The 26,081-nt window shown below is 44.6% G+C and carries 29 protein-coding genes and 1 pseudogene; 20 read left to right on the plus strand and 10 right to left on the minus strand.

All coding sequences use genetic code 11. The annotated features are described in order from the left end of the window. The first annotated feature begins 1 nt into the window (after window position 1). The 6 genes from HWX64_RS21375 to HWX64_RS21400 all read left to right on the plus strand — a co-directional run bounded on the left by HWX64_RS21375 (window position 2) and on the right by HWX64_RS21400 (window position 4,543). Window positions 2-382, plus strand: coding sequence for a YkvA family protein (locus HWX64_RS21375; RefSeq protein ID WP_175991496.1), 381 nt, complete (start codon window positions 2-4; stop codon window positions 380-382). A 185-nt stretch (window positions 383-567) separates the two neighbouring features. After that, window positions 568-2,253, plus strand: a complete 1,686-nt coding sequence (locus HWX64_RS21380) for a hypothetical protein (RefSeq protein WP_175991497.1) — start codon at window positions 568-570, stop codon at window positions 2,251-2,253. 264 nt (window positions 2,254-2,517) lie between these two features. After that, on the plus strand, window positions 2,518-2,787 hold the full coding sequence (rpsN, locus tag HWX64_RS21385) for a 30S ribosomal protein S14 (RefSeq protein ID WP_175991498.1): 270 nt from the start codon (window positions 2,518-2,520) through the stop codon (window positions 2,785-2,787). A gap of 24 nt (window positions 2,788-2,811) precedes the next feature. After that, a complete protein-coding gene (locus tag HWX64_RS21390) occupies window positions 2,812-3,057 on the plus strand; it encodes a type B 50S ribosomal protein L31 (protein WP_175991499.1) in 246 nt (81 codons plus the stop codon). A 62-nt stretch (window positions 3,058-3,119) separates the two neighbouring features. Further along, window positions 3,120-3,494, plus strand: coding sequence for a hypothetical protein (locus tag HWX64_RS21395; RefSeq protein ID WP_175991500.1), 375 nt, complete (start codon window positions 3,120-3,122; stop codon window positions 3,492-3,494). A gap of 419 nt (window positions 3,495-3,913) precedes the next feature. Next, the gene (locus HWX64_RS21400) at window positions 3,914-4,543 is read left to right on the plus strand and encodes a class I SAM-dependent methyltransferase (protein WP_175991501.1); all 630 of its coding nucleotides are present in this window, start codon (window positions 3,914-3,916) and stop codon (window positions 4,541-4,543) included. A 58-nt stretch (window positions 4,544-4,601) separates the two neighbouring features. On the opposite strand, the gene HWX64_RS21405 is transcribed toward HWX64_RS21400, so the two are convergent. Further along, window positions 4,602-4,925 (minus strand): hypothetical protein, encoded by a 324-nt coding sequence (locus HWX64_RS21405; protein WP_175991502.1) that lies wholly within the window; start codon window positions 4,923-4,925, stop codon window positions 4,602-4,604. A gap of 228 nt (window positions 4,926-5,153) precedes the next feature. Between HWX64_RS21405 and HWX64_RS21410 the strand changes: the two are divergent. The 3 genes and pseudogenes from HWX64_RS21410 (at window position 5,154) to HWX64_RS21420 (ending at window position 8,345) form a co-directional block, all read left to right on the plus strand. Beyond that, window positions 5,154-6,042, plus strand: a pseudogene (locus HWX64_RS21410) (fructose bisphosphate aldolase). Between the two features lie 142 nt (window positions 6,043-6,184). Then, on the plus strand, window positions 6,185-7,150 hold the full coding sequence (mraY, locus tag HWX64_RS21415; RefSeq protein WP_175991646.1) for a phospho-N-acetylmuramoyl-pentapeptide-transferase: 966 nt from the start codon (window positions 6,185-6,187) through the stop codon (window positions 7,148-7,150). 88 nt (window positions 7,151-7,238) lie between these two features. Continuing rightward, complete coding sequence (locus tag HWX64_RS21420) at window positions 7,239-8,345, plus strand: nitronate monooxygenase family protein (RefSeq protein ID WP_175991503.1); 1,107 nt, start codon at window positions 7,239-7,241, stop codon at window positions 8,343-8,345. A 72-nt stretch (window positions 8,346-8,417) separates the two neighbouring features. Here HWX64_RS21420 and arr read toward each other — a convergent pair whose 3' ends face one another. Then, window positions 8,418-8,834, minus strand: coding sequence for an NAD(+)--rifampin ADP-ribosyltransferase (gene arr, locus HWX64_RS21425; protein ID WP_175991504.1), 417 nt, complete (start codon window positions 8,832-8,834; stop codon window positions 8,418-8,420). Window positions 8,835-9,144: 310 nt separating this feature from the next. Between arr and HWX64_RS21430 the strand changes: the two genes are divergently transcribed. The 7 genes from HWX64_RS21430 (at window position 9,145) to HWX64_RS21460 (ending at window position 14,511) form a co-directional block, all read left to right on the plus strand. After that, on the plus strand, window positions 9,145-10,059 hold the full coding sequence (locus HWX64_RS21430; protein ID WP_175991505.1) for a GNAT family N-acetyltransferase: 915 nt from the start codon (window positions 9,145-9,147) through the stop codon (window positions 10,057-10,059). Between the two features lie 273 nt (window positions 10,060-10,332). Continuing rightward, on the plus strand, window positions 10,333-10,740 hold the full coding sequence (locus tag HWX64_RS21435) for a DUF6220 domain-containing protein (protein WP_175991506.1): 408 nt from the start codon (window positions 10,333-10,335) through the stop codon (window positions 10,738-10,740). A gap of 6 nt (window positions 10,741-10,746) precedes the next feature. Then, the gene (locus HWX64_RS21440) at window positions 10,747-10,953 is read left to right on the plus strand and encodes a DUF5957 family protein (protein WP_175991507.1); all 207 of its coding nucleotides are present in this window, start codon (window positions 10,747-10,749) and stop codon (window positions 10,951-10,953) included. Between the two features lie 2 nt (window positions 10,954-10,955). Further along, window positions 10,956-12,023, plus strand: coding sequence for an ABC transporter permease (locus tag HWX64_RS21445; RefSeq protein ID WP_175991508.1), 1,068 nt, complete (start codon window positions 10,956-10,958; stop codon window positions 12,021-12,023). Further along, window positions 12,023-12,697 carry an ABC transporter ATP-binding protein gene (locus tag HWX64_RS21450; RefSeq protein WP_175991647.1) on the plus strand — a complete coding sequence of 225 codons (675 nt, stop codon included), beginning with the start codon at window positions 12,023-12,025 and terminating at the stop codon, window positions 12,695-12,697. The genes HWX64_RS21445 and HWX64_RS21450 overlap by 1 nt, the downstream gene beginning before the upstream one ends. Before the next feature lie 61 nt (window positions 12,698-12,758). Next, complete coding sequence (locus HWX64_RS21455) at window positions 12,759-13,856, plus strand: cell wall metabolism sensor histidine kinase WalK (protein WP_175991509.1); 1,098 nt, start codon at window positions 12,759-12,761, stop codon at window positions 13,854-13,856. Beyond that, window positions 13,828-14,511 (plus strand): response regulator transcription factor, encoded by a 684-nt coding sequence (locus HWX64_RS21460; protein ID WP_175991510.1) that lies wholly within the window; start codon window positions 13,828-13,830, stop codon window positions 14,509-14,511. The genes HWX64_RS21455 and HWX64_RS21460 overlap by 29 nt, the downstream gene beginning before the upstream one ends. Before the next feature lie 508 nt (window positions 14,512-15,019). On the opposite strand, the gene HWX64_RS21465 is transcribed toward HWX64_RS21460, so the two are convergent. Together HWX64_RS21465 and HWX64_RS21470 are read right to left on the minus strand one after the other, a co-directional pair. Then, window positions 15,020-15,724 carry an MBL fold metallo-hydrolase gene (locus HWX64_RS21465; RefSeq protein ID WP_217703503.1) on the minus strand — a complete coding sequence of 235 codons (705 nt, stop codon included), beginning with the start codon at window positions 15,722-15,724 and terminating at the stop codon, window positions 15,020-15,022. Window positions 15,725-15,811: 87 nt separating this feature from the next. Next, window positions 15,812-16,648 carry a YitT family protein gene (locus tag HWX64_RS21470; protein ID WP_175991512.1) on the minus strand — a complete coding sequence of 279 codons (837 nt, stop codon included), beginning with the start codon at window positions 16,646-16,648 and terminating at the stop codon, window positions 15,812-15,814. Window positions 16,649-16,699: 51 nt separating this feature from the next. Here HWX64_RS21470 and HWX64_RS21475 point away from each other — a divergent pair, with 51 nt between their 5' ends. From HWX64_RS21475 to HWX64_RS21485, 3 genes are all read left to right on the plus strand, one after another. Beyond that, on the plus strand, window positions 16,700-17,692 hold the full coding sequence (locus HWX64_RS21475; protein WP_254871235.1) for an alpha/beta fold hydrolase: 993 nt from the start codon (window positions 16,700-16,702) through the stop codon (window positions 17,690-17,692). Window positions 17,693-17,960: 268 nt separating this feature from the next. After that, the gene (locus tag HWX64_RS21480) at window positions 17,961-18,245 is read left to right on the plus strand and encodes a hypothetical protein (protein WP_175991513.1); all 285 of its coding nucleotides are present in this window, start codon (window positions 17,961-17,963) and stop codon (window positions 18,243-18,245) included. 286 nt (window positions 18,246-18,531) lie between these two features. Continuing rightward, window positions 18,532-19,041 carry a GNAT family N-acetyltransferase gene (locus tag HWX64_RS21485; RefSeq protein WP_175991514.1) on the plus strand — a complete coding sequence of 170 codons (510 nt, stop codon included), beginning with the start codon at window positions 18,532-18,534 and terminating at the stop codon, window positions 19,039-19,041. A 246-nt stretch (window positions 19,042-19,287) separates the two neighbouring features. Here HWX64_RS21485 and HWX64_RS21490 read toward each other — a convergent pair whose 3' ends face one another. Beyond that, window positions 19,288-19,557 (minus strand): DUF3243 domain-containing protein, encoded by a 270-nt coding sequence (locus HWX64_RS21490; protein ID WP_175991515.1) that lies wholly within the window; start codon window positions 19,555-19,557, stop codon window positions 19,288-19,290. A 352-nt stretch (window positions 19,558-19,909) separates the two neighbouring features. Beyond that, window positions 19,910-20,545 (minus strand): hypothetical protein, encoded by a 636-nt coding sequence (locus tag HWX64_RS21495; RefSeq protein WP_175991516.1) that lies wholly within the window; start codon window positions 20,543-20,545, stop codon window positions 19,910-19,912. A 132-nt stretch (window positions 20,546-20,677) separates the two neighbouring features. Between HWX64_RS21495 and HWX64_RS21500 the strand changes: the two genes are divergently transcribed. Then, a complete protein-coding gene (locus tag HWX64_RS21500) occupies window positions 20,678-20,977 on the plus strand; it encodes a hypothetical protein (protein WP_254871236.1) in 300 nt (99 codons plus the stop codon). A gap of 68 nt (window positions 20,978-21,045) precedes the next feature. Here the strand turns inward: HWX64_RS21500 and HWX64_RS21505 are convergent, their stop codons facing one another. The 4 genes from HWX64_RS21505 to HWX64_RS21520 are packed head-to-tail and all read right to left on the minus strand — an operon-like array spanning window position 21,046 to window position 25,279. Next, window positions 21,046-21,279 (minus strand): twin-arginine translocase TatA/TatE family subunit, encoded by a 234-nt coding sequence (locus HWX64_RS21505; protein ID WP_175991517.1) that lies wholly within the window; start codon window positions 21,277-21,279, stop codon window positions 21,046-21,048. 21 nt (window positions 21,280-21,300) lie between these two features. Next, on the minus strand, window positions 21,301-22,734 hold the full coding sequence (locus HWX64_RS21510) for an alkaline phosphatase PhoX (protein ID WP_175991518.1): 1,434 nt from the start codon (window positions 22,732-22,734) through the stop codon (window positions 21,301-21,303). Next, entirely contained in the window at window positions 22,731-23,495 is a 765-nt protein-coding gene (gene tatC, locus HWX64_RS21515) for a twin-arginine translocase subunit TatC (RefSeq protein WP_175991519.1), read from the minus strand. The genes HWX64_RS21510 and tatC overlap by 4 nt, the downstream gene beginning before the upstream one ends. Window positions 23,496-23,524: 29 nt before the next feature. Then, window positions 23,525-25,279, minus strand: coding sequence for an alkaline phosphatase (locus HWX64_RS21520; protein ID WP_175991520.1), 1,755 nt, complete (start codon window positions 25,277-25,279; stop codon window positions 23,525-23,527). Window positions 25,280-26,081 lie beyond the last annotated feature (802 nt).

Below are 26,081 nucleotides of genomic sequence, written 5' to 3' on the forward strand. Positions count from 1 at the left end.
TATGGAGAAAATGAAGGAATGGGCGAAAAAATTAAAACAGCAAATCTTGGTCCTTTATTTAGCGTATAAGGACGACAGGGTGCCATGGTATGCAAGATTATTCACAGCGTGTGTAGTGGCGTATGCGCTGAGTCCGGTTGATTTGATTCCTGATTTCATACCTGTACTTGGCTATTTGGACGATGTCATTCTCGTTCCTGTGGGTATCGTCTTTGCGTTAAAGATGATACCAGATGAAGTAATAGTAGAATGTGAGCGAAAGGCAGAAGAAATGTTGAAAAAGGACAAGCCGAAAAATTGGTTGGCGGGTTCAGTCATTATTTTGTTATGGTTCATCATGATGGTGTGGGGTATTCTGAAGGTTTATGGGTTATTCGGCTAGCCTGATTTCGCTTCCATACATTTATGAGACGGTCCTTCTCTGAAGGGCTGTTTTTTAGTTTAAGGGAACGTGATGTGCGTATGCAAGATTTATTTTTATATAGGTCATAAGACACATGTGTGGGCGGCTGCGCCATAATAAAATAAAGTAGAAATGATTTGAATTATTTAGGAGAAGGGGAAGGTATGAACGAAATAACATTAAGAAATATGATGAAGCAGTTGCATAGTCCTGATGCTGAAAAGCGGTTTGATGCCATGGGCCGTTTGTATGAGTTGAAAGAGAATGACGATCTGAAAATCCGGGTTGAATTGTTGAAGGATATGGTGAAGTCGGCTGCTTCTTCTTTTCCTGAACGTGTCGACAGATGGGATAACCCTTCTCTGGCCTTGATTGATTTTGTGTGTGATTATCCGATGCCCGAAATCATCGATGAAATCGTCCTGCATATGGATCAATTTGATCCCGAGGCTAAAGTTCGTGCCTTGGAATGCCTCCTGTTGACGAAGGATGAGGGGATATTTCAGGAAATCCATGAACAGACTGTCAAATTGATTCTCGAAGAGGAAGTCGAATTGCCGGTCGAGGAATTGTCTGAGTTTCCGGTGCTTTTAAGAGGCATCGTGGATAAGACCTTTGAAAAAATAGAATCGGAACATTATAGATTTGTGCTCTATGAATTTATTCTGGCAATCAATGAGTCGGGAGTGGAACCGGGCTATAAACGAGCAAGAATCCTGCCGGTGCTTTCCGCGGATTATAAGCGGTTGAGGGAAGAGTATCTCACGTACTACGATGCCGAATACCAGCCCCATTATGTATATAGGTCCTGGAAAGACTCATATTTCCTGCTCAGATATCGAATCAATACGCTGATCAGGCTGATGACGTTTTATTTTACGGAAGAGGCAGAGGAGTCTTTGAAAGAAGCTGCCCTGTTCAGGGATCCGAGGATCAGCGGTACTGCGGCAGTGGTGTGTATCGATAAGAATATCCATGTCCAAGAGGAAATCCTTGAATCAATTTCGGTCAATGCCGAAAGTGCAGAAATGGTGTATTGGGGGCTTTCAGAAGGGAAGAAAGAGCATTTGTTTCCGGTAAGCCCTAAGCAGCCGGTTCTTGCCAAATCGCATCTATTCAACCACCTTGCATTCTTGCGTGATGAAGAAGGGGAACACCTGAATATCTATCCAGAAGATATTCAGGTCGTTGATTTTGTAGATACGTTCAATTCTTACAATCAACCTCTTCGTTATTATCTTATGAGCTTTTTACATGAGGGGGAAGTGCTGACGGCATGGACTGGCGGATATGTATTGGAGGAAGAGGATGACGCAGCGGACTTGTGGGAAGGGACGTACACCGATTTCGAACCTTTCCATGAAAGGACCGTGGAAGAACATAAGCAGTTGTTTATGAAAAAGCGTCAAGAGGAACATACGGAAAGCGAGCAGGCGGTCTATTTTGAAAGTTCGCCAAGCCTTCCTAAAGGGTTGTGGTTTTTCTATGCGCTCCTGATCAGCCATTGGATCAGGGTGTTCATTGACGGGATTGATGAAGAAGTGTATATTTCAATCGCCTTCACTGTCATCGGTGGACTGTTGACTGTGTATGAACTTTGGAAGAAAAAACGGAGTGCCGTCTCCATTGTCGGCAGAGAACTGATCAAGGCCAAAGGAAATCAGAAGGAAAGCATCTTTCTTCATGAGATAAAAAAAGTAACCTATGATAAGAAGAATATCAATATCTTCAATAAGGAGAACGCCCTGCAATTAAAGATTCCAATCCGTTGGGTGGAGTATGACCATTTTTATTATGCAATGGTTGACCATACAAGCCATTTAAAGGAGCAGGCGTATATTCAGGAGTGAATGGGTGAAGGTGGGGGCTGACTGAGTAATGGGTCAGCCTTTTTTGCTGTTTATAGCTCTTTATTGCCTTTTTGACTTTTATTCTCTCATTTATCTTTTCATTGCGGGGAAATGATTTTAAGGATCTGGGCTTAGGATATTACTAAGCCTTTTTAGTTTGAAGAAATTCTTTTATTTGCATAATCGGAATGATTATGATTTAATATCTTTATACTCATTAAATCGTAACCGTTACGATTTGTAGATAGATAGGAGGATTTTCAGTTGGCAAAGAAATCAAAAGTGGCAAAGGAAAAGAAACGTCAAGAGACGGTGATGAAATATGCAGCGTTAAGGAGAGAGCTGAAGGAGAAAGGGGATTATGAAGCGCTTAAGAAGCTTCCGCGGGATTCTTCCCCGACGCGGCTGAAGAACCGCTGTGAGGTAACGGGGCGTCCGCGTGGATATCTAAGAAAGTTCAAGATGTCGCGTATTGCATTCCGTGAGTTGGCGCATAAAGGCCAGGTTCCCGGTGTAAAGAAATCAAGCTGGTAAGATAAAAAAGGAGGAGTATGACTGATGAAAAAAGACATTCACCCAGAATATCATGATGTAGTGTTTATGGATACAAACAGCGGATTTAAGTTCCTGACGGGTTCCACGATGAACTCAAGTGAGACGATCGAGTGGGAGGACGGAAACGTTTATCCGCTCTTGAAAGTGGAAGTCAGTTCCGACACCCATCCTTTCTATACGGGAAGACAGAAGTTCTCCGATCGCGGAGGCCGTGCGGAGCGCTTCATGAAGAAATACAAGATGAAATAATAATGGAAAGGGCTGCAGAAGATTGGCAGCCCGTTTCTTTCATTTGAAGAAAGGTGTATGACATGAACGGATATTTGATGGAAATACTGGCGAGAGATATCGTAAGGTCCCTTCCTTCACGTAAAAGAGACATGTATCAGTTTGTCGTCCGGAGGGAAGATGAACTTGCCCGGCAGGCATCCACATCCGATGAATTCATGAGCCTGCTTATCCAGCACGCTCCCCACCGCCAGGCAGCGGATCACTATCAACTCACATTTGGACAATTCATGACGGAGATGAGGGAGATAGAAAAGGAGATTGACCGGCAGTTGAGCCGCAAGCTTCAGCAGGTGAAGTGGGTGGATTGTACGGATGTGATGGTAGGCGGGGAGCCTGAGTCGTTGGATAAGAAGTATTTTTATTTTTCGGTCGGGATGGGGTCTGTCAGGCGATGAGGCTGGGGCAGGTGTGCTTCACGGCACCGAAGGATTCTTAGGTTTTGGTGGGGAGGACATCGTTTTTCTCTAGAGGTTTCGGTGCGGAAGGACATCGTTTGATAATAAACGTTACAAATCGCTTATAATAAGAGCTATTTGGTCATAAATCCTGTGAATTGATAATAAACTAAAGCGGCTTCAGGTGATTCGATAATAAATTCTTCAAAACCGATAATAAATCTTCGGCTTTCGATAATAAATTCAAAGAATTCGATAATAAAAGAGCTGGCAGGCTGCTGATTTTGTCCCATTTGACTTTAAAAAAGGTTTTTTCATAAAGATCAAATGATAAATAGAGCTGGAGCAACAATAAATAATGAAAAAATGTTAAATTTAGTGTGATTAAGGCTGAATTTAATTAAAAAGGGTGTGTGATTTTGACTGAATTCTGGGAATCGAGTTTTATACAAAATCAAACGATGTGGGGATTCGAACCTGCAGACTCGGCCATCAGGACGAAGGACTTTTTCCTTGAGAATAACGTGAAAGAAGTACTGATCCCCGGTATTGGATATGGTCGGAATGCGAAGGTCTTTATGGACAGCGGAATGAAGGTCACGGGCATCGAGATTTCAAAAACAGCGATTGAACTGGCTAGGGAGAGCGGACTTGAGATTCCTATATTTCACGGGCCGGTATCCGATATGCCGTTTGAAAACAAACAGTACGACGGGATTTTCAGCTATGCACTTCTCCACTTGTTGAGTGAAGAGGAGAGAGAAAAGTTTATCAGGGACTGCTATGATCAGCTGAAACCCGGCGGATACATGGTGTTTACCACGATTTCTAAAGATGCCCCAATGTACGGAAAGGGCAGACAGCTCGGTGAGGATTATTTCGAGATCATGGAAGGTGTGAAAATGTACTTCTATGATAGGGAATCAATCGAGCGTGACTTCGCGGATGTTGATCTTGTGGAAGTGTCGGAGATTATGGAGCCTCATAAGAACGCGGAGGGGAAGCCGCCGTTTTCTTTTTTGGTGATTACATGCAGGAAACAATCATAAGTGAAAAACCCAGACTTGATCTGGGTTTTTTTATAGTTTTTACGTGACTGAAATCCCGTTATGGACCTGTCCCACAAGTAACTTCATATTTTTCATTTTCTAGCATATTTGTATAACATATTGATGCTGTCTCTCCCGTTGGACTATTGTGATCATACCAATATACATTGTAACGCTGCCCATAGTCTTCATCTTGATAATCTCCCTTTTTTATAAGTGCAAAAAAGTTTTGATAGGGATGTCCATCCTTGTAAATGGCTTGTCTCAATGCAGACCTCGGCGTTTCATTATCGTGTACCGCTGGAGCTAACACTGGCGGTATCGTGATGATAAACGCGAGCAAAAGCAGACCTGCTATGATATGCTTGGTTCTCTTTTTCAAATTTCCCCCTCTATTCCCTAGTGTCCTAGACATTCTTTTAGAATATTGATTGTTATTTACAATTATACTACAAATCTAACTATATAATTTCTTTTATTTCGGATCACACAAACTGCGCAGCCTGTTTCAGAAGTTACATTCAATTCTTTCTAATGTGTTAACTCCTACAAAAATGGGGAACTAGTATAGAGGAAGGTTTACCAGAAGAATGAAAAAGGAGTGGAACACATGAATCAGAGTCAATTGGATCGAATGAAGAATGGTAAAGGATTTATTGCAGCGCTGGACCAGAGCGGCGGCAGTACACCTAAGGCATTGGCAGCGTATGGAGTGATGGAAGACTCCTATTCGAATGAGGACGAGATGTTTGATCAGGTGCATGAGATGCGCACGAGAATCATGACGTCTCCAGCTTTCAGTTCCGAGCACATCCTCGGAGTGATCCTGTTTGAGCAGACGATGGACAGCAAGGTGGAGAGGAAATATACGGCGGATTATCTGGCTGATCATGATATCGTCCCATTTTTAAAAGTGGATAAAGGTCTTGCTGAACAAGAAAATGGCGTCCAGCTCATGAAGCCGAACCCGGATTTGGATGAGACGCTTCGCCGTGCCAATGAGCGGAATATTTTTGGCACCAAGATGCGGTCGGTCATCCATGAGCCGAATGAAGCGGGGATCAAGGCTGTGGTGGCAGCAATTCGAAATCGGCAAGAAAATCATCGCAGCCGATCTCGTTCCGATCATTGAGCCGGAAGTGAATATCCACAGTGAGAGCAAGGAAAAGTGCGAAGAAATCTTGCGGAAGGAAATCCTCAATCATTTGAATAATCTGTCCGAAAATGAAAACGTGATGCTGAAGCTCACGATTCCGACAAAGGCTAATGCCTACAAAGAATTGGTCGAGCATCCACGCGTGGTCCGGGTGGTTGCCCTCTCCGGAGGTTACTCCCGTGATGAAGCGAATGAGAAGCTGAAAGAAAACGATGGAATGATCGCCAGTTTCTCACGCGCACTGGCTGAGGAATTGAGGGTCAATCAGACGGGCGAAGAATTCGATAAAGCGATGAAGAGTGCGATCGAATCGATTTACGATGCTTCTGTTCATAAAAAATAAAGGGTTTTCGGCCTTCTGCTTCCTTAGGGGAGCGGAAGGCTTTTTTTATGGCCATCCTGATCACCCCAGCTTTTTTTAATAGATTAAAGGATATCACCCTTCTTACTAGAACTTATATATAGGAAATAAATAGAAAAGGAGAATACTAGATGTGAGTGATCAAATCATCCCGGCCATCATTGCCTTTATTTTAGTCGCTGTTCTGTCCCCGTTTTTCATTGCTCTGTTAAGAAAATTAAAGCTCCTTCAGCCGATAAGGAAAGAGCTTCCTTCCAATCATCAGTTGAAAAAAGGGACTCCGTTAATGTTTGGGATCATTCTTTTAACAGGTATGATCGTATCCATCCTATTTTCACCTACGCCAATCATGTATTTCTTGGCTGTGACGTATATTCTATTTGGATTTATCGGTTTTTTGGACGATTTCTGGAAAGCATCACGCCAGGATCCTTTAGGGGTATCGGGAAGGACCAAGCTTGTATTGCAATTCCTGTTTACGGGCTCACTGCTTTTCTACGTGATCAGCGAGCTGGGGATCGATACGGGAATACGGATTACGGAAAATGTCTCTTTCGATCTTCCGATGGTGGTCTATTTCATCGTGATCGCCTTGTTTGTTGTTGGGTCGGCGAATGCCATCAATTTTACGGATGGCCTGGACGGGCTGTTAGGTGTGGTTGCCATCCCTACATACTTTTTCTTCTTTGTGATTTCAGACACCCCAGAGGTGAAGCTTTTTAGTTTGGTCATGATTGGATGCCTGCTCGGTTTTCTGATTTATAATCTATTCCCGGCAAAAGCGTTCATGGGAGATACGGGATCATTGGCGATAGGCGGATCGCTTTCATTTCTTGCCGTGATTGAGAAGGTGGAGGTGCTTATTCCACTGTTGTTTATCATCTATTTTGCCGAACAGCTTTCGGTGATTCTGCAGGTTGCCTCATTTAAAATGACAGGGAAGAGGATCTTCAGGATGACCCCGATTCATTTTCATTATGGGTTGAAATACGAGTGGTCCGAGAATACGATTGTGACGGTGTTCGGGTTTGTTTCCTGGGTTTGTACGTTTATTTGTTTGGCTTATTGGAAATTTGTACTTTATCCCTAAGGGGAAGTTTCTTCACAGAAATCAATGTCTAAAGTCTTCGGCTAGTATGTTAGTTCTGATCTGAATTCTGGTTATATTTCTAATTCCAATGAAGGTGGGTTATCTATTGAATAATACATTGACAGATCTTTTGAACATTAAGTATCCAATCATTCAAGCACCTATGGCGGGTGGGGTCACAACTTCTCAATTGATCTCCGAGGTATCCAAATCCGGCGGCTTAGGAATGATTGGAGCAGGTTATATGACTCCTGAGCAAATAAAAATACAATCGAGGGAAATCAAACAATTAACCAGGGGTACCTTTGGAATCAATTTATTCGTCCCTAATGAATTTACTTTCAATGATGAATCCATCACATTCGCCAATGAGAAATTAGCACATTTAAGAAAGGAACTACATGTTGGAGAACCTGAGCGTCTCGACATTCCTCAGTTTAAACAAGTAGTAGCTTCTTTTAATGAACAAATCAACGTGGTGATGGAAGAAAAAATCCCTGTCTGTTCATTTACTTTTGGTATCCCTTCCGAGGAAATCATTCATGAGTTGAAACGGCAAAATATTATATTGATTGGAACAGCTGCCACTGTTTCGGAAGCAATTGAAATTGAAGACAAAGGGATGGATATGGTGGTGGTTCAAGGAAGTGAAGCCGGCGGACATCGAGGAAACTTTATCAAGGACACTGAAGAAAGTTTAGTTGGATTAATGTCCCTTATTCCACAAGTAGTTGATTCTGTTAAAATCCCCGTCATTGCCGCTGGTGGGATTATGGACGGAAGGGGGTTGATGGCTTCCCTCTGCCTGGGAGCTCAAGGAGTCCAGATGGGGACAGCATTTATAACGTGTGCTGAAAGTGGTGCTAATCGTCTGCATAAAGAGGCAATTCTACAAACCGAAGAAGATCACATCATCTTGACGCGTTCTTTTTCCGGTAAATGGGCAAGAGGTATAAAGAATAAATTCACGAGTGATATGCAGGAATGGGAAGCGCTATTGCCGGACTTCCCCATTCAGAATTCATTGACTAAAAGTATAAGAAAAGCATCTTCACTACAAGGCAAAGATGCTTTTATGTCCCTTTGGTCTGGGCAAAGTCCCAGATTAGCTAAAGAACAAAGCGTGTCGACACTGATCCATTCAATCGTTAAAGAAGCCAAAAGCATCCGGGAAGGGATGACACACCTTTCATGACGAAAGATATACCCTTGCTGATTCCCTGGAATAAACTCTTTGTATGTGGGTGATGAAGAAAAAATGTGGAGATCAATCGTAAATGATTGCTTTCCCTTGTTCACGTAACTTTTTTAAAGAGGTAAGCATATGATTGATTTGTTCATCGGAATGTCTTTCCCATGAACGTAATTCTGCTATTATTTTCAAAGGCGATTTAGACCTATAAGAACGTGTGGGGTTTCCAGGGAATTTCTTGTCGGTTACGTTCGGATCATTTTCAAAATCCCCTAATGGCTCTACAATGTAAATTCTTTCTTTTGATTGAGAGGCTGCTAATTCAGCACCCCATTTAGCCGCATCTAAGGTTGCAGTGAAATAGATATAGTTCGATTTTTTGTCTTGATAATTTGATAAATGCTGCGGTTCTAATAGATCCCCAATGTTTAGTTTTGCTTTAGTACCATGAAAGAAAGGGCCTTGATCCAGGACGTTCTTTTTGTCATTCATACTGATACACCTCATATTCTTTAGATTTGTATATAACAGTATAGGGCAGGATCTATAGAAAGAGTAGTCTATAAATCATTTATCCTTAGTAGTATAATTAAAGTAGGAAGAATCATGTAAAAAGACAATAACCTATCATTAGGAATCAGCCATTATGATGGTTTCTGGGTTTCGTTGACGAACATTTGGTTTTGAATAAAAAGGTGATAGTAAACAATCGGGCGCAATAACTGAAGATCAAATCATGATCTCCGGCTATTGCCCTTCTTCATGTATTGGACATTTTGGTTGAAGTGGAGGGGGAGAGTAAATGAGTGAGCAAGGTCAATTATTAAAAAAACGAATTGATTTAGAAGAGGGATTAAGATTAGTTTATCAAGAACCTCAAGAATACATCCGGTATTATTCCATTTACTATGGACAAAAATATGCAGACTACTTTTTTAGAAGATCCTCGGCTGCAATGAAAGAAATAGTATCCATTTTTGACTGCGGATATTTCATCATGAAAGATGAAACCATCGTTGGCGGTGTCTTCTTAAAACCTAATTTCATGGCAGATTTATTTGTAGTGCCGCCTTATGAGGATTATGAACGGTTAGTCCACAAGCTTTTACATTATTTAAAAAAGGTATCGAAGACGGAAGATGAAATTTACCTTAGGGACATTGTAGAAGAACATGTCCCAGCATATGTACAACAAGGATGCCAGGTTCGTGAAGTGAATTATTGGATGATTCGTCCTACACAATCAATGAATGCAGTGCTTCTTGAAGGATATAGATCGAGATCTGTTACATGGGAAGATAAAAATGATATTGCCTGTTTACTTATGAAATCCTATAAAGCAAATCCAGCTTATAAACAGATTGGAACGAAAGAGGATTACATGAATCACGTAGAGGAATTCATAGAAAAATATCAAAGCAATCCCATCATGGATGAGTGTTCAAGGGTTATTGAAGATAAAAGCACGAACACCATTGTCGGTGTCTGCCTGCACATGGAGTTTGAAAACGATCCCCTCATCATGAGTTTAGCCGTAGACCCAGAACATCAACAGAGGGGGCTTGGACGATTTTTGTTAACCCACTCTATAGACGTATCTAGTAAAGCGTACCCGGCTACCCGTTTAGCTGTAATCAAAGATAATCCAGCGATTAAACTTTATGAACACTTTGGATTCATTAAAAATAAATCTATATCGGAAATGTATCTGGTATGATAAAAAAAGATTCGCTCCAAAGTAATGGGTAGACGAAAGAGAGTAATGATTGAACAAATTAATATACAAAAATAAAAAAGCTAGCGACATTTCCCTGGCTTTTTGTGTGGGTTTTTGATGCTAGTGTGATGAATAAAACGACAGTTTCCTTCGGACTGTCGTTTTTTTTGTTGCCTTCCTACCACATTTAAGAATTATTTAAGAATCTCATAAGGATTCGTTTAGAAGTGATTTGTATGATGTGTGTAGTTCAAATGAAAGGGAGGGTGACGGATGAAAGGATATGGTTTTGGAGCGCGGATTGGAAGAATTGGTTTTCTGCTGCTTTCCATGTTTTTTGCTGCGGCTGTGCTTGCGCAGGTGATGATTGCGGGGGCGGCGGTGTTTGTGAATCCAGTGAATTGGGGCAGGCACGCTGAGTTTGTTCATTATTTTGGATTCATGGTTCCGGTACTGATGGTTGTTTTTGCAGGAATTGGGAGGATGCCTCGTACGTATTTGGTTCAGGTTCTTGCGTTGATGGTTTCGATCTTCCTGATGTATTTTACGGCCAATATCACAAGGACGCTCCCGTGGGCCGGTGCGCTGCATCCGGTGATCGCAGTCATGATCGCGGGACAGGCATGGATGATCGTTAGAAATGCGTGGCGTTTGATTTTTCATAAAAATAGCGAGGAGTGAAGTGGAATGAGAACATTTACGGCCATTCTTTTAGGAGTATTTGGCGGGTTTATTTTGGGGATTGCATTGTCGAGTGTGATTGGGATTGTAAGCATGACAGTGTTCGATCAGCCGTTTGGGATAAAGTATCTTCCGTATGTTACAGCGGTGATTTGCGCGGTGGCGGTTCCTTTGATGGATCAAAAAAGTGTAGAAAAGAAAAGGAGTGAATAAAGATGTTTCTGGCTTTTAAGGAATTAAAGCATTCGAAAGTAAGGTATACGTTGATTGCGCTCATCATGACGGCGGTGTTGTTTCTGGTGTTTTTTATCAGCGGTTTGGCGAATGGACTGGGGTTTGGGGACAGTGCGGCGGTCCGGAATCTGGAGGCAGACTACGTGGTGCTGAATGAAGAAGCGGATGATGCGATTGTCGGTTCCAGTCTGAGTGAGAAGCAAGTGCATCAGATTGATGAATCGGTGGACGGGGAGGTTTCTCCATTGTCTATCACGATGATGTCTTCTTTTAAAGGCAGTGACAAGGAAGAAGTAGATGTCACATATTTTTCTGTTGATACAGATGCGTATCCGGAGATGGATATCGTGGAAGGGAAGAATATCAGTGAGCTGGAAGCCCATGAAGTGATTGCGGATGAGAGCCTGCAACAAGAGGGTTATCAGTTGAATGATAAGGTTGTCGATCAGAGTACCAGCAAGGAGCTGACTATCGCAGGCTTCTCCAAGGATCAGATGTATTCCAATATTCCAGTCGTATATACAGACCTAAGTACCGGACTTCAGGAGAAGCGGGGATCTGAAACAATGTATAACGCGGTTCTCTATTCGGGACCGGAGGCAGCACTTGATGGGGTTGATATCCTGACGATCGATGAAGCGGTCGGAGGGATCCCTGGTTATACCGAAACGCAGGGATCGCTGAGGATGATTGTGGTGTTCCTGTTTATCATTTCGGCGTTTGTGACGACGGTTTTCTTTTATGTCATTACGATTCACAAGCTGCATCAGCTCGGGGTACTAAAGGCGATCGGCGCGACGACCGGCTATATCGCACGAAGCATCATGACCCAGGTCAGTCTGTTGACGGTGATCGGTCTAGTTTTCAGCGGGGCGCTGGTGTATGGAATGACGAGGGTCATCCCGGAGGATATGCCATTCAGGCTGACACCGGGACTGCTGGCGGGCACGGCAGGACTGTTTCTTCTATTAAATCTGCTTGGTGCATTATTATCGGTACGCCAAGTGGCAAAAACGGATGCGCTTGAAGCGATTGGGAGGGTTGGATGATGAATAAAGAGATTGTAAAACTGGAGAACATTTCGAAGTCATTTGGAGACGGGGATACGATGGTCCAGGTGTTGAAGGACATTTCATTTGAGGTGAAGCGCGGGGAGTTCACTGCGATTGTCGGGCCGTCGGGTTCCGGGAAGAGTACATTGCTGTCGATCATCGGCGCCCTGTTGACTCCGACCGCTGGAAAGGTAATGATTGATGAAGAAGATATTTCGGGTTACCGGGCGTCGCAGCTGCCTTCTGTCCGGCTGAACAGGATCGGGTTCATTTTTCAGGCGGCGAACCTGATCCCTTATTTGACGGTAAAAGAACAGCTGCACCTCGTGCATGATATAGGGCGAAACAGAAAGGATGATGACCGGGCGCTCGAAATGCTTGAGCACTTAGGCTTGAGCCACAGGCTGAAGAACTATCCCGACAAACTTTCTGGCGGGGAAAAGCAGCGGGTGGCGATCGCCAGGGCGTTCATGAACGATCCGGATGTGATACTCGCCGATGAGCCGACGGCGAGCCTGGATTCAGAGCGCGGGAAGAAGGTCGTCGAGATAATTGCAAAAGAAGTGAAGTCAAGAAACAAGGCCGCGTTGATGGTCACCCATGATGAACGGGTGCTTCACCTTTGCGACCGTGTATTAATGATCGAAGATGGACGAATAATGGAGAGGTAACGAATAGGGCTGTCGGCTGCGGCAGTCCGTCCTCAGTCTGGAAGGAAAGCAGGTGATGAATATGTCGATCAAGAAGAGGCTGCTGTTATCGAATATCGGGATGATCTTGATTCCCATTGCCGGTCTGCTGATCGTGGAAATCGTAGCAGGGTATGTATTCTTTTATATGTTCCACGGGGAGGATCTGCAAATCTTCCTGACTCTCCGCTTCGGTGCGCTCGTGGCTATCTTAGTCTTAACTAACGGATTGCTGACGTATTACATGTCAAAGAGCATCATCGAACCGATCAAGCGGCTGTCATTCGCAGCCCGGAAGATCAGTCAGGGAGATCTCGACGTGAGTGCGGCATCTGATAAGAAGGATGAGCTCGGTCAATTATCGAACACATTTGAAGAGATGCGCCTGAAGCTGAAGGAAGCGGAAGAGGTGCAAAGGCAGTACGAACAGAACCGCCAGGAGCTGATCGCGAGCATTTCACATGACCTGAAAACACCGCTGACCTCGATCAAAGGGTATGTGAGCGGAATTGAGGACGGCATCGCGGACACACCCGAAAAACTGGGCCGCTACATGGCGAAAATCAAGAAGAATGCCCATGACATGGACGGACTCATCGACGAACTGTTCCTCTATTCGAAGCTCGACATGGACCAATTGCCGTTTCAATTTGAAGCGGTACGCCTTGATTCGTATGTGGAGGATTTCACCGAGGAGCTTTCTTTTTCCAATGAGGGTGTGGAAGTGCAGGTATTCTATGATGGATCCGGTTCATACCTAGTGGAAGCTGACAGGGAAAAGCTGGGCAGGGCCATCAAGAATATCACGCAGAACGGCTTGAAGTATAACGATAAAAAACAGAAAGAAATCCTTCTCACACTAACCGAGCTGGAGAAAGAAGTACAAGTGGAAATCAGGGATAACGGGAACGGTATTCCTGAAAAGGATCTGCAGCGCATCTTTGAAAGCTTCTACAGGGCGGATGTGTCCAGGAACTCGGCAACCGGCGGAAGCGGGCTCGGCCTCTCCATCGCTAGAAAGATCATGGAAGGCCACGGCGGCAGGATCTGGGCAGAGAGCGTGCAGGGAGCTGGGACGAGCATTTATTTTACATTGAAAAAGGTGAGGGAAGATGAAGCACATACTGATCATAGAAGATGAAACGGATATCGCGGAACTGGAACGGGACTATCTCGATGTGAACGGCTTTGCCTGCGACCTTGCAGTAACCGGCGGGGAAGGACTCACTCTCGCGAGGGATAATACCTACAGCCTAATCCTGCTTGATCTGATGCTGCCGGATATCGACGGCTTCCAGCTGTGCAAGCAGCTCAGGGAGTTTCTCGACATCCCGATCCTGATGGTTACCGCCAGGAGAGAAGACATCGATAAAATCAGGGGCTTCGACCGCGGTGCAGACGACTATATCGTTAAACCCTTCACGCCGAGTGAACTCGTTGCCCGGGTCAAAGCTCATATCGCGAGGTACGAGCGCCTCATCAACCGAGAAACGAACAAGGCGATTGAATTCCACAATCTTGTCATCGACCCTGACTCACGCCGGGTCTTCGTCGATTCCAAAGAAAAGATCGTGACGGCCAAAGAATTCGACCTCCTGTATTTTCTCGCCACCAATCCAAACCGGGTCTTCAGCAAGGAGCATCTATTCGAACGCATCTGGGGCTATGATTCTCTGGGGGATGTGACGACGGTGACGGTTCACATCAGGAAGATCAGGGAGAAGATTGAGAAGGACCCTTCATCGCCTGAGTTTATCGAGACGATTTGGGGTGTGGGGTACCGGTTTAGGAAGTAGCGTAAATAGAATCTTTCATTTTTTATGTGGTTTATAGAAAGAATATTGATTAATTGTTATCCTCATCGCCTATGCTTGCCAGGTTCGATAATAACTATATTGAATTGGTTTTAACGAGATTAAGAGCGGTAATATAACCACAAATTCGATAATTGAACAAAGCCAATTTGTACAATTCGATAATAGAATCGTCATTTTCGATAATAAATCTTTCAATATCGATAATAAAATGAAAGAAATTGATAATAAGCTGTAAGCGGGCTACAACAGGCAGCTGATTTTGAGTTGATTGGTTGAAGAAAGGGGGCAATTGAGCTGTTAGTTGTCGGATCGGATAGAGGCAAGGGCATGAATTTCTTGAAAAAGGTCAATTTTTTAAAGAAAAAAGATCATTTTAGATAGAAATTGGAGTCAACTCAAGATCTGGGGGCTGCCCTCAGTATACAAAAACATTAATGCGGCAGGCATCACCTCCGGTTATCCTACGAAAAACAAGCAGGGACAAATGTCACCTGCTTGTTTTCTTATTCACAAACATCCCGCCATGAAAACAATAATAATACTTCATGTTTAAATTGATGACCTCTTTAAGTGATTCTTCGGCCGCTTCTAAATCCAGGGCAAATTGCGGATTGGCAACCGCCAAAGCATGATTTTCCATAACAGCGGCATCCCCTGTGATGACAGCGTCAAGTTTTTCGCTGACGATGGATATGTGACCTGGTGTATGCCCAGGTGTTAATAGGATTTTGCAATCCGCGGCCCATTTCAATAGATCTCCGTCCCTCAGTACGATATCGACGGGGACGCTTCTTACCTGTTTGAGGCGATCGATGAAGGATAACCCGAAGTCTCTTTGTTCTGCTGGCAATACGTCCAGCATGTCTTCTGCCTGAATAAGGCGGAGCGACTTCTTGCTTCCATCGATATAGTCTTTTTCTATTTCACCTGCTGCCACTTTGATGGCAGGATACTTTTCCTTTAACTCATGCAAGGCTCCCATATGGTCGTCATCATGATTAGTGATGATCACTCGGGTGATGGATCCGGGCGGGATTCCTTTACGTGTAAGTTCCTTCTCCAATAATGGGAGCATGCCCGGGTAACCGCAATCGACCAATGTCACATCACCTTCACAGCTTATGACAGTGGGGTGAATGGACATTTCGTGGTCATTAAATGTAAATGTCAGATCAAGCTGTATGAATTCCATTTCGTTCATTCCTTTCTTTAAGAATCCATGCAAAAGCTATTTATATTATAGCCTGAATAGGGAGTACTGTCCCGGGATCCAACACCATCACGTCTTCGGAAACGTAAACCCTTCCCCGAACACATCCCTCACATCATGGACAACCACAAAGGCTTTCTCGTCTATCTTTTGGATCATCTTTTTCAAGAGGAACAGCTCCTGCTTATTGATCACCACATACAGGATATCCTTGGACTCTTTTGAATAATGTCCTCTTGCGTTGATGACGGTCACTCCGCGGTCCATTTCGGCGCTCACTTTTTCTGCGATGTCGTCCGTATGGGCGGAAATAATCGTGACAGCCTTTCTGGTGTCAAAACCATCAATCAGGTAGTCCAAAATTTTCGTACTGATATAGATGGAGATTCCAGTATACATCGTATTCTCGATCCCGATTACAAAAGAAGAACCGAGTACAACCAGGATATCGAAGACGAACATCGTCGTGCTGACCGCCCAGCCGAAATGCTGATTGAGCATGCGGGCAATGATGGTCGAGCCGCCCGTCGTTCCTCCCGAGCGCAGGACAAGACCTAGCCCCAGCCCGATGAACACACCGGCAAAGACAGTACCTAGCATGATATCGACCGATTCTCCCATACCTTCAGTGAATTTAATGAAGAGGGACGTGAAGAAAATCGCAAGCATCGTATACCAGGTCACCCGTTTGTTGAGCACCTTGTATCCGATGGCGAGCAGCGCCCCGTTCATGACGAAGTTCGTGATACCCGGTGACCAGCCAAGGACATAATAAAGGGTCATCGAGATCCCCGTCACGCCGCCTTCCCCAAGTTCGTTCGGAATCGCAAACAAGTTCACCCCGAGGGCAAAGAAGAGGGACCCGACGATGATCAAGGTGATTTCTTTCACAGTTGTTTTATTCATATCATCACTCCGTTCAAATGGAATACTAGGATACTATAGCACAGGTGATGTATGATGTCTTTATGGAATATAATGAAAGAACGTAACCTGCACGAACTTCAAGAAATAAGCGGGCAGATCGGATGGGAGATGGGGGACCAAATGGGAAAAGAAACGATTTATAAGAGTGAACAAGGGAAGGCACGCATCCAGCGGCACTATCAGGACTATTTAAAGACTCTGGACTTCCCCGTGGAGAGAAGGTACATAAACACGAGATTCGGAAAGACGCATTTGCTTACGGCAGGACCCGCTGACGGAAAACCTTTATTCGTCTTTCAAGGAGGCAACTGCATCAACCCAATGACGATGTCCTGGTTCTCGCCGCTTGTGAAAGAGTACAGGGTGTATGCGCCCGATACGATCGGCCATCCAGGGTTCAGTGCCGAGACGCGGATTTCCGGTGAAGATCACAGCTATGCATGCTGGGTCAGTGATCTGATGGACGAATTAGAAATCGAGACATGCGCATTTGTCGGTCCTTCCTTTGGAGGCGGGATCATCCTGAGGCTGGCTGTGTTCATGCCGGAAAAAATCGACTGTGCGGTGCTCGTGTCACCGGCAGGGATCAAAATGGGATCGAAAGGCAGGATGATCAAGGACATCCTGGTACCGATGATGTTATTTAAAGCGGCGGGGTCAGAGAAGTCCCTGGACCGGATCGCTGATATCATGGCTTCCGGTTCCATGAAGAAGTTGGACAGGGACATCATTGGCGACGTGTTCAAGCATGTAAAACTTGAACAGGACATGCCGAAGCTGTCGGAGAAACAAGAGCTGCAGCATTACTCTGCCCCAACCATGGTGTTTGCGGGGGAGCAGGACATTTTCTTTCCTGCGGGCAGGTTGAAAGAGAAGGCGGAGGATATCATTCCTCAACTCGTTTCCTTCAGAGGACTGGAGATGGGGCATTTTCCTTCGGCAGAACGTCAGGGCGAAATCAATGAGGAAATCATGGAGTTTCTTCGGGAGCATTATAAAAGATCCGGGTCTGTCCCTCGGTAAAGCACTGGCAGACTAAGGGGTTCAGTTTTGGAAGAGGGAATTACAGATAGCAGGTCTAATTCGCATATGAATTAGACCTGCTTTATTTTTGAGAAATTGACACTTCAGCTTCATGATCAAGTGGACAATCATGATTGTCCAGCTGAAAAAAAGGGTGTTAAATGACTATTCCAGCGGAGAACCTTCCTTTTACGGGTCCATTTGGAAGGATTTATGTGATAAGATTGAAAATAATGGATATTGAAAATAATGGAGGTATGGGTAGGTTATGTGGGTAATATTAGGGGTTATTGCTATAGCAGCAACTATTATAAATCTTTATATGTATAAAGCAGGAAAGGATTATAAGCTTGCTATGGCGATGGGATTATCATTTACAGCATTAACACTTTGTGCAGATTACAGCTATGTGTCCCGGTGGGTACAAGTAGAAGACTGGGCGGCTTTATCGGATGTAGTACCTGGAATGGCAAGGGCATTATGGTTTTTGACAATTGTTTCTATCTTACTAAATATAGCACCGATCATTTTTGAACGAAAAGATAAGAAATAATTACTTCTTAATGTTATTTCATTTATATAATATGCATTTATTTTGTAGGTCTTTATGTATACATAACAGGCGAAATAACTGAAGTTCTGATAATTGATACGCTATTGCCTTTTTCGAGTATTCGGCAGGATGATGGGAAAACAAGCAAAAGGAGGATTTGGAAAGTGAAGAAAAAATAATCGTATCGAATTATATTATAAATTTCATAAGGAGATAACAAACGATGAAGTTCAATACCGTTCACAAGACAGATTATTTATATAAGTACGAAAGGCTGGAATAAATCATGGTAAAAAAAGAAGCACCGAAAATTGAAACAGAACGATTGATTTTACGTCCGAGAGCGGAAAAAGACATTCCCAATATGCTTAAGATGTTTAACAATGATGAGGTAAGAGAATTTCTTGGAAGTAATCCCCCTCGTGATGAACACTCAATGGTAGAAATGGTTAGGAACCGTACTGAAACAAAATGGACTGTCGCATTAAAAGATACTGATGAATTCATCGGTGATGTAATGATTCCAGAAATAGCAGAAGGTTATCTTGGCGAAATTGGTTATCGCTTCATGAGGGAGCATTGGGGAAGCGGTTTTGCGTATGAAGCGGTTTCCGCGGTCATTAAGCATTGTAAAAGCACATTAAACCTTAAACGCCTATCTGCTACTATAGATAATAAAAATATGCAGTCAATAAAGTTAATTGAAAAACTCGGATTTACTTTGGTAGCGGTGTTGCCTGAATCGAATCTAAGAGGCAGAGTTACCGATGTAGCTTACTATTCTCGTACAGTATAGGCATCCATACGCTCTCCTGAGAAAAATAAAAAAAGGTGAGTGTTTAAATGGGGGGGATTTTTGGTCCCGCGATAACAACTAATAATAGATAGTGAATTTGAAAGAGTATTCAGTCGTTGTGAATAATAGGCTTATTCCATTAACGGGGGGCTTTAATTGAAAATTGTTATGTCAGTACCAATTTATATTACAAGACAAAAAAAACGCCCGCAGCGGTCTAAATCGATGCGGGCGTTACTGCGTGATTTAATTGGTTTGGTCAGCAAGCTTGACCAGTACATGAGCCATATGTTCCCGCTCTTCTTTATTGGCCACGTTCCACATCTCATTCAGCACTTTCTGTTCCCGGTTTCGAGGCTCCTCGTGCTCCGCTAAATAGTCTGCAACGCGTTTAGCACCCTTCGAAAGAGCCTCCTCACCAAGACCCAGCTTCTCTCCCCTTTGAACCTGATTTCCAAGGTAATTCTTAAAAGAGTCGAAATGCTGAAGGATTTCCTCTTTTTTATCTTCATTCATTTGGGCGGCTGCTTTTTTTGGATCGTGTGCGATAATGAATTCCTCCTTTTATTGTGTTAGTAGTGTCTTTCCCTTACAAAATGGAAATAAACAATGAAGAACACATCGGGATCGAGGGGTGGTGTTATTTGAAGAGAGGTACAGGTAAATACATCTAGAGAAACTTTCCTGTAATCCTTCCATCAAACCACAATTTATGTTGGATACAATGTTAATTTATTCACAGTTATTAATGGAGGATGTATCGGATGGTTCAAAAAGGTTATAAATTTTAATATATGTGGCATCAAGCACACCCCCTAAACCGCACCCGTTAGAGGCAGACCCTTTTTGATGTCTGGGGAGAACTTGGTCAGTTCAACCTAACCCCAACAGGATCCACCTCATTCATCCCGTCACCTGTAAAATGAACAGCATTCAAACGAACATCCATCTCTTTATTGAAGACAATGCTCCATTCATCATTCCCAACCTTTACAAACGACTCATCCTCTTGAAGTACATCCAGATCCAGCAACCGGGCAAGCAATCCTGGGTGTTCATTAAAAGGAACATCCATTTTCATTTGACGAATTACTGTATGCTGCTCCTCCGCCACCACATCACTTCTTCGTTGAAGCTCTATCCGGAACTTCCATGGAGTCGAAATGAAGGTTCGCCGTTCGCCTTCGTTAACGGTCCAGTCCAGTTCGGCCGCCCTGTCAATAATTCCGCTGTATTCTTCTTCGTTCACCATCACACCGATATGGTCGAACCGGTCACGCTTGCCCTGTCCGAATGTCATATTAGTCTGGCCTTTGACCATCTCGATGATCCTGAAGGCAATCTCTTTTCCTTTAAAATCATCCCAGGTCAACGGGGGATTGAAGGTTTGCATCTCACCATCCAGTCTGCCGACCCTCAGCACGGTTTCAAAGCCGAGCTGCTGATAAAAGTGTTCCATTTCTTTTACTTTGTCAGTCCAGTAGTGGTAATGAAATAGTTTCATAGCTCTTTTCTCCTTTGGTTGGTTTTTGTGAAGCTCCTCTTTTTATATAGTATACGGGTGATTACAGGTTTTTTCTTCGTAGGAAAGATTGAAGGGGGTTCAGACTTTTGACGTAATGAGGAAGGAATGTCAGTGAAGTTGAAAACTGTCAGAGATTACGGGGAACAAATATTCAGGAAAAGGGGATTTTTTCATTTGTACTTGATCCTATCGATTTTTTTAGCGAGTATACTAGGTTTGGTTTTGTTTATATCGGGACCTTGGGTTGGCGGCGTCCTTGCTTTTGGCATCATTGCAGGTTGTTTGTTCAGGGGGCTTTATCTATTGAATGATATACATAGAAGAGTGGCGAAGGAAATGCCGAAGCCGGATAAGGCAAGAGAGGTGTATGAGAATTATTTGAGAGAGAAAGAGGAGAGAGTTAATAGATAAACCAAACGATTTCCATTATCAAAAACGTCCAGAGTTAAAAAACCCTGGACGTTTTTTTACGCTGAATGTTAGCTCCCCGTATGCTGTTTCTCTTTTTCCACGGCTTTCAGTCTTTGTCCTTCGTCTGCAGGAGGACTCTTCTCATCATCGTGTCCATTGACTAAGTCTTTGGTGGCGCTTTTGAATTCTTTTAATGTGCTTCCGAAAGCCCGTCCGATTTCCGGGAGTTTGGAAGGGCCGAAGATGATCAGCGCGATCACCAATACAAGGATTAATCCTGGAATTCCGATATTCGTTAGCATACTTTTCGCCTCCTGTTGGTTTTATAGAATTGGCATACCGTGGCGCTCGAACGCTGCTGCTTCTAAGTCCGTCATTCCCTGAACTTCTGCAAAGCCTGATAGTTTGTCAGAGATTTTCGGTGCGTAGGCAGCCGGCGGGGCGGCATGGCCCATCAGTCTTCTGCGGGATGCATTTTTTCTGGCGAATGGTCCCCAGATGGCAAAGGTCATCCCCGGTGACTGGATATTGATGAAGAATGTCCGGCCGTCTGTAGAGAACGTCGGCCCTGCAAGCTCGGAATTGTTTACTTTATTTTCTGCGAACACGTATGTTTCGCCTTCCGGTGTCATCCCGATGACACGGTCGACACCGCCGCCGTCTTCAGCTATCCACAGATCTCCCCATGGAGTGATGCAGATATTATCAGGCATTTCCAGATCATTTTGTGCAGTAGATTCATAGAATAGCTCCAGTGTATTGGTGGCCGGAATATAGCGGTAGACGCGGCCCAGATCTTTGTCCCCGGCAGATGTATCATCGAACCAGAACACGCCGCCTTCAAAATAAGCACCCTCCAGACGACTGAAGGCAATGCATCCTTTTCTGCCTGCATCCAGGGTCGGTTTCTCAGGATCTACATCTTTCCATACAATCCCGAATTTCTGACCTGTATGGAACTGGCTTGTTTCGTCCATGCTCATCTCTTCGAAAGCCGCCGCTTGAAGCTTTCCGCCTTTTTGCAGGGCACCGACCCTTTGGCTGCGGTCATTGGGAAGGAAGCGGTACAAATAACTTGGACCGGCATCTTCGGTCAGATAGACGATCCCGGTTGCCGGGTCTATGGCCGTGGCTTCATGGGAAAAGGCACCCATGTCGCGGATCGGAGTTTTTGAAATCTTATCTTCAGGGTTGTTTGGATCTACTTCGAACACATAGCCGTGGCCTTCTTCGAGCGTTTCTTCACAAGTGAGCCATGTGCCCCATGGAGTCGCCCCGCCTGCACAGTTACGGATGGTACCGGAAGAAGAGACATATTCCTTCCTTACTTGGCGATCAGGTCCGACCACTAAGGAAGTGGTTCCGCCAGATTCTTCACGACGGTAAGGATTTTTCCCGATAACGGGGTATTTGCTGTTTCCGCTCAATTCATGGTTTCTCACGAGAATAGTAGAGTTATGGGCGCCTGCATAGGCGGCCATCCCATCGAACTTGGCAGGGACTGGCCTGCCGTCCGATAGTGCCCGTCCTTCTTCAGAAATAATTCTGTATTGGAAGCCGCGGGGAAGATCCATCACGCCGCCCGGGTCTTTGACAAGCGGACCATAACCGCCGGCTGCTTTGCTGTTCTGCGAAGTACCGGCAAATACTTTATTTCCACCAAGGGACATCAATCCAGTGGAACCCAGGGCAAGCGCAGCTGTGCCAATCCCGCTTGCTTTCAAAAAGTCTCTTCTGTTCATATCGTGTTTAATCATGTCTTTTCACTCCTTAGAACTAAATTCTCTTGACCTGCATTTGACTCCTCCGAACGGGAAGCGCGCTTCTTATACACAATTGTTGAACAAGTTATGCTGATTTCATATAAGAGCAGAAGCGGCAGGATGACGAGTATATCCGAAAGGAAATCCGGCGGCGTAATCAGCACGGAAATGACAATCAGCATAAAATAGGCGATCCTTCTTGATTTTTTCAATTTGGCCGGATCCAAAATGCCAAGTACCGTCAGGAAGACGATCACCAACGGCATTTCAAATAAAAGTCCAAAAGGTACAGTAAGGTGTATCATGAAGCGGAAGTATTTTTCCGCCGTGAACATCATTTCGAACTGTCCGGCTGACAGGGTGGTTAAGAAACCCAGGACGATCGGGAAAAGTAAAAAGTAACCGAAACAGAGGCCGAAGATGAACAAAAAGAACAAGGCTGGAATGAAGCGAACCGTCACTTTTCGTTCTCTTGGACTCAGACCCGGGGCGACAAACCGCCAGATTTGATAGGCAGCGACAGGGATGGTGGCCGCCAGTGAAAAGACAGCAGCTATCATCAAATACACCCACAAAATTTCGCTTGGTCCGAGAATCGCCAGTTTCGTGTCCAAACCCCTGATCAGCCACCCGTAGATCGGCTTCACAAAAGCCAGCCCGGCTATAAGAAATCCAATAAAGGCCAGCACAGTTTTGATGGCCCGGCTCCGCAGTTCTTCCAAGTGTCCGATCAGCTGCTGGTTGCGATCATTCATTGCCTTTGCCTCCTCTAAGCTGGATTAAGCTAGTTCAATTGCTTTTGTTTGCCTTTATTGGCCTGCTTTTTGTGGGCGCGGTTGTGCGCTTCATGACGATCGTCTTCCACTTCTGCAGACATCTGCTGCCCTTGAGGGACGGTGGATGCAGATATTTCCTTCAATCCTTCTGCATCCTTTTCGTAAACAAATGAGGCTCTCGTGGAAATATCCGCACCTGGATTGGTGACGAATGGAACGACCCGGTAATCGGTTCTCCACTGGGTCGGTGTGACATGACAGCGGACATACCCGCGATAATCATTGAAAAATTTAATATGTTCGTTCTGCTGGAGGATCCGGTCCGTGTCTGCGCGCTTGTCCGCCCCGTTCCCGCCTGAGGTGATGGACGTGCCGACAAATTCGGCGCCAAGCATCTTGGAAGACGGATCATCAAAGTCTGCCAGGATATTGGAAGCCCAGCTTGCGTGGACGTCACCCGTCAGGACGATCAGGTTATCCATGTTTTTCTTGCGGGCAAATTCAGTGATGCGCTCCCTCGCTGGTGTGTAGCCGTCCCAGCCATCCATGCTGTAACGAGGTTGATCAGGACTTGGGCCATAGTTTCGTTTGGCAAAAAAGATCTGCTGGGCAAGTACATTCCAGGAAGTGGAGGATTTGCCCAGATGATCAAGGACCCATTCTTCCTGCTCGGCGCCTAATAATGTGCGTGAAGGATCCAGGGACTCTGCCGTCTGTGGAGAGCTTTTATCCCCATTCGCCTGATCCGAACGATACTGGCGGGAATCGAGAACCATGAAATTAGCCAAGTTTCCGTATGAGAACTGACGGTAAAGCTGCATGTCCGCTCCGTGCGGCATCGACGATCGTCTCAGCGGCATATGTTCATAGTAGGCCTGATAAGCAGCGACACGCCGTTTTACGAACTCTTCGACAGACTGTCCTTTTTCAGGAATCATGTCGGCATAGTTGTTCTCCACTTCATGGTCATCCCATGTGACCACCCAAGGGAAAGCCGCATGAGCAGCCTGCAAATCCTTGTCCGAACGGTATTGGGCATGACGGTTCCGGTAGTCCTCAAGAGAACGAATTTCCGGTCCTTTATGATGTCGTACATTACCTGTCTTTGCTACATACTCATCCGGACCATATTCATAAATATAGTCTCCAAGATGGAAAACGAGGTCGAGGTCTTCTTTTGCCATATGCTTGTAGGCAGTATAATAGCCGTGCTCATACTGCTGGCAGGAAGCAAAGGCGAAAGAGAGGCTAGCAACATCTGCATTCCGTCCAGGAAGGGTTTTCGTTTTTCCAATCGGGCTGAAATCCTTCCCGACCTTGAACCGGTAATAGTATACTGTGCCTGCTTCCAGGTTCCCTACCTCGGCATGGACGGAGTGTGCGAGGGCCGGACTTGCCACTTCCGTACCGCGCTGAACGATGCGGCGGAAATGTTCATCTTTTGCGATCTCCCACTTCACGGGAATGTTACGGTCAGGCATACCGCCGCCATTAAGCGGGTCGACGGCTAAACGTGTCCATAACACGACACTGTCAGGAAGCGGGTCACCGGAAGCCACCCCAAGTAAAAACGGATAATCCTGTAATCCCTCTTCTTCTGCAGACACAGAAAAGCCGCCCATCGACTGCGCAATCACCATTCCTAAAGAAATGCCAGCGACTTTTCCCGCGCCTTGAAGGAAGCTTCGGCGGTCGACCCCTTTATGTAAGGTCTCTTCATTAAGTTTCTGAATCCAATTTTCCATCGGTCTCTCATTTGTCATGCTGATGACTCCTTTCAAGAATCGATTGAATGTAACAACTCATAGTATAGGAGACCATTTTTAATTTGTTGTAAATGAATGTAAATGGAGGATAGAACAGGAGGGTCGGCATTCCTGGGTAAAAAGATGGGTTATTGTTTAAATATTTCTATAATTGGGAGAACGTTAGCAGATTTCACCATTTTTCTGTAGGCGGGAAGTCTTGGTTTTCTTAACATTGGTGAAAAGAAAACTATATAAATAAATGAATTCATCGTAATGGGTGAGGGGAGAGGGAAGCGTGCGGGGATATGGTCTGGGGCAGAGCCCGATTTACTGGAATCATAGGGACTTGGCTGCTTATGATTTAGTTGAGGGATGCTGTCTTAATTGAATTTGTTAGATAATATCAGAACGAATTCGATTATAACGAGGGTAACCCGATCGTTTAACTGGATTATAGATTATAGATAGCAGCGACAATCCTCATTTCGATAATTAATCTTTGAATTTCGATAATACTTTTGAAGAAATCGATAATAAGAGAGTGAGCGTGGGGAAGGTGGGACTGGATTTTGTTTGATTAGGTGAGAAATGGGGGCAATTCGGCAGTAAATGATTGGGTTGGGGTGGATGAAAACTTGAATTTAGAAGAAACGTTCGAGTTTTGCATGTATTTTTATGAAAAAATGGTCTGTTTCCAAAGATTTTGTGGTCTGTCCCCAGCGGCGGAGATCTGATCCTGAACGAACGGAATGATATTTTCAACTGAAAAAATGAAACTCTTTTAATTCATAATCCGTAGAATACTAATAATGAGGGG

The organism is Bacillus sp. Marseille-Q1617 (assembly GCF_903645295.1).
Lineage (GTDB): Bacteria > Bacillota > Bacilli > Bacillales > Bacillaceae_B > Rossellomorea.

Bases quoted from the DNA above. Each gene is read 5' to 3' on its own strand.
- HWX64_RS21505 (WP_175991517.1), bottom strand. From the start codon at position 21,279: ATGCTAACGAATATCGGAATTCCAGGATTAATCCTTGTATTGGTGATC.
- HWX64_RS21390 (WP_175991499.1), top strand. From the start codon at position 2,812: ATGAAAAAAGACATTCACCCAGAATATCATGATGTAGTGTTTATGGAT.
- HWX64_RS21395 (WP_175991500.1), top strand. From the start codon at position 3,120: ATGAACGGATATTTGATGGAAATACTGGCGAGAGATATCGTAAGGTCC.
- HWX64_RS21470 (WP_175991512.1), bottom strand. From the start codon at position 16,648: ATGAATAAAACAACTGTGAAAGAAATCACCTTGATCATCGTCGGGTCC.
- HWX64_RS21495 (WP_175991516.1), bottom strand. From the start codon at position 20,545: ATGAAACTATTTCATTACCACTACTGGACTGACAAAGTAAAAGAAATG.
- arr (WP_175991504.1), bottom strand. From the start codon at position 8,834: ATGAATGACAAAAAGAACGTCCTGGATCAAGGCCCTTTCTTTCATGGT.
- HWX64_RS21430 (WP_175991505.1), top strand. From the start codon at position 9,145: ATGAGTGAGCAAGGTCAATTATTAAAAAAACGAATTGATTTAGAAGAG.
- tatC (WP_175991519.1), bottom strand. From the start codon at position 23,495: ATGAATGATCGCAACCAGCAGCTGATCGGACACTTGGAAGAACTGCGG.
- HWX64_RS21435 (WP_175991506.1), top strand. From the start codon at position 10,333: ATGAAAGGATATGGTTTTGGAGCGCGGATTGGAAGAATTGGTTTTCTG.
- HWX64_RS21460 (WP_175991510.1), top strand. From the start codon at position 13,828: ATGAAGCACATACTGATCATAGAAGATGAAACGGATATCGCGGAACTG.
- HWX64_RS21465 (WP_217703503.1), bottom strand. From the start codon at position 15,724: ATGGAATTCATACAGCTTGATCTGACATTTACATTTAATGACCACGAA.
- HWX64_RS21510 (WP_175991518.1), bottom strand. From the start codon at position 22,734: ATGATTAAACACGATATGAACAGAAGAGACTTTTTGAAAGCAAGCGGG.
- HWX64_RS21450 (WP_175991647.1), top strand. From the start codon at position 12,023: ATGAATAAAGAGATTGTAAAACTGGAGAACATTTCGAAGTCATTTGGA.
- HWX64_RS21490 (WP_175991515.1), bottom strand. From the start codon at position 19,557: ATGAATGAAGATAAAAAAGAGGAAATCCTTCAGCATTTCGACTCTTTT.
- HWX64_RS21520 (WP_175991520.1), bottom strand. From the start codon at position 25,279: ATGACAAATGAGAGACCGATGGAAAATTGGATTCAGAAACTTAATGAA.
- HWX64_RS21485 (WP_175991514.1), top strand. From the start codon at position 18,532: ATGGTAAAAAAAGAAGCACCGAAAATTGAAACAGAACGATTGATTTTA.
- HWX64_RS21480 (WP_175991513.1), top strand. From the start codon at position 17,961: ATGTGGGTAATATTAGGGGTTATTGCTATAGCAGCAACTATTATAAAT.
- HWX64_RS21375 (WP_175991496.1), top strand. From the start codon at position 2: ATGGAGAAAATGAAGGAATGGGCGAAAAAATTAAAACAGCAAATCTTG.
- HWX64_RS21420 (WP_175991503.1), top strand. From the start codon at position 7,239: ATGAAGGTGGGTTATCTATTGAATAATACATTGACAGATCTTTTGAAC.
- HWX64_RS21475 (WP_254871235.1), top strand. From the start codon at position 16,700: ATGATGTCTTTATGGAATATAATGAAAGAACGTAACCTGCACGAACTT.
- HWX64_RS21380 (WP_175991497.1), top strand. From the start codon at position 568: ATGAACGAAATAACATTAAGAAATATGATGAAGCAGTTGCATAGTCCT.
- HWX64_RS21445 (WP_175991508.1), top strand. From the start codon at position 10,956: ATGTTTCTGGCTTTTAAGGAATTAAAGCATTCGAAAGTAAGGTATACG.
- HWX64_RS21455 (WP_175991509.1), top strand. From the start codon at position 12,759: ATGTCGATCAAGAAGAGGCTGCTGTTATCGAATATCGGGATGATCTTG.
- HWX64_RS21440 (WP_175991507.1), top strand. From the start codon at position 10,747: ATGAGAACATTTACGGCCATTCTTTTAGGAGTATTTGGCGGGTTTATT.